We start from the raw sequence: 1,944 nt of genomic DNA, 5'->3' as shown, positions 1-1,944 counted from the left end.
GCGACGCCGAAATCGGCGTCCAGCAGCAATCTCATCGACCAAACCCGACGCGATCGCCGCTCATCGGGCCGCGCCACACCTCAGCGAGACAAAACACGCCGCGAATGCCGGTAGTTCGAGGTGTCCACCTGCAGCTTCTCCTCCCGGTAGAGGCGCCGCAGCTTCTTCTGGTTCATCACGATGCGCTGTCGGTCCAGCATGATGTGGCTCCTGGGGTAGCCGAACCGCCGGCGCTCCGCCGCTATGGCCGTCATTGCCTCCACGGAACCGAGCGTCGTTCGGGCGGGTACTGGTTTTGTAGCGCACCGTCGAACGGTCGATGTTCGGAGCCTGGCACGCCCGACGGTGGCTCACCCCATGCACTTCGCAGGCATGAGCCACCGCCTCCCGCTTCGCATCGGGCGGCGACATCCTTCAGGATCGCGTTGTCGAGCAACTGCTCGACCAGCAGCTTCTTCAACCAGGCTCCATCCCGCCGAACTTGGCCTTGCTGTAGAACGTCGCTGCCGAGATGCCGTGCTTACGGCAGACATCCGCCGTCTCGCACCGGCCTCCTGCTCCTTCAGCATTCCGATGATCTGCTCTTCCGTGAACCGCGAGGGTCGCATCGTTCGTCTCCCTGATCGACGGACTCTACCCAAATCTGGGGGAAGTTCAGGGTCTCAGGTCACCTGATCTCTTCAAACATCGAACGCTCCACCAGCCGCACCGGTGACTTCTCGCCATAGTCCGCCCGGTAATCGGCGACAAAGCCGACCATCTTGCGCTGCACGTCGACGTCAGGGGCTCCGCCAGCGCTTGCAGGAAGATCTAACAAGAAGCAGCGCTGCGGAGTTGTGGACAAACTCTCGCTATGGTTGTTGCCTGTTGACACTTTCCCACGCTTGTGGCGCGCTCCTGCTTGGGCAATATGGGTGGGGGAGAATCATGCTGGCTCGCCGTTTTCGGTGGCTGTGGCTTTCTATTGGCTTGGCTATCTTTGCTGCGTTGGTGCCGAGTGGTGGGTCGGCTCAGACACCGGAGGTTCCGGGATCGCCGCTAGCCGGGGATGTGCCAGCGCTGCCTCAACCGCAAGGACTCGGCAATGACGGCGCCGGGCTGGCGGGGGAGGAAGAGCAGCCGAGCGGAGAGGCTACCGGGGATCCTCAAGCAGTTGAGGATACCGAGCCAGATGATAGCGCCGCAGAAACAGACGAGCCGATTGCGCCGGACCAGGCAGCCACTATGGCATCGGAAGAGCCGGTGTCTGCGGCACCGTCTCCGGATTTGAAAGCTACGGCAGAGGGCGCGGGAGCGGCGCGCGCCGGCAATGCAGGCAATCTGACCTATGAGGTCGATATCGACGTGCCGGCCTTTCGGGGGCTCGAGCCCGCCATATCGCTGAGCTACAATTCGCTGCGCAAGACCAAGACCGGAGGGCTCTATCAGGGCTGGCTTGGTTACGGCTGGGGCATTGACGGGTTTGACGTCATCGAGAGGGCGAGCCCTAAAAACGGCGTGCCTGCCTTCGACGCCAATGACGTCTACCTGCTGAATGGCGAGGAACTGATCGATTGCACGGTCGTGACCGCTTCGCCGTTGCCGCCGTCCTGTTCGAGCGGCGAGACGTATGAAAGCGGCGAATATTTCGTCACAGAGCGCGAATCCTTCCTGCGTATCCAGAAGGACAGCCAAAATCAGTTCGTGGTGACGGATCGCAGCGGCACGAAATCGACCTTCCGCACGGCCGCGGACTTTTACGGGATCGCCACTCCAAGCCCCGAAATCGAGGATGTATGGCGCGATTCGCGCTGGCTGCTGTCGTCGGTGGAGGACACGCTGTCAAACGGCTTGCAAAACTGACCCCGGATCGGCGTCCAATTTTGACCCCCTTTTGGTGCACGACGTTGAGCGCCCGACCGGGTAGAGCTGGTCGGGGTTGCGCAGCCCGGTCGGGCGCGTTGA

The 1,944-nt window shown here is 62.2% G+C and carries 1 protein-coding gene and 1 pseudogene; one reads left to right on the top strand and one right to left on the bottom strand.

Going from position 1 to position 1,944, the window contains the following annotated elements; translation table 11 throughout:
* Nucleotides 1–125: 125 nt before the first annotated feature.
* Nucleotides 126–608 (bottom strand): annotated as a pseudogene (locus tag C7I84_RS30790) (transposase); the annotation flags it as partial.
* A gap of 319 nt (nt 609–927) precedes the next feature.
* On the opposite strand from C7I84_RS30790, the gene C7I84_RS29590 reads away from it, so the two are divergent.
* Nucleotides 928–1,842, top strand: coding sequence for a SpvB/TcaC N-terminal domain-containing protein (locus C7I84_RS29590; RefSeq protein WP_120785138.1), 915 nt, complete (start codon nt 928–930; stop codon nt 1,840–1,842).
* Nucleotides 1,843–1,944: the final 102 nt, after the last annotated feature.

Origin of the sequence: Kumtagia ephedrae (assembly GCF_003012745.1) — a bacterium.
Taxonomy (GTDB): domain Bacteria; phylum Pseudomonadota; class Alphaproteobacteria; order Rhizobiales; family Rhizobiaceae; genus Kumtagia; species Kumtagia ephedrae.
Note: the sequence above shows the minus strand (reverse complement) of the source record. Positions and strands in the feature narration are given on the sequence as shown.

Excerpts from the sequence above, each read along its gene's own strand:
- C7I84_RS29590 (WP_120785138.1), top strand. The coding sequence starts at position 928 with ATGCTGGCTCGCCGTTTTCGGTGGCTGTGGCTTTCTATTGGCTTGGCT.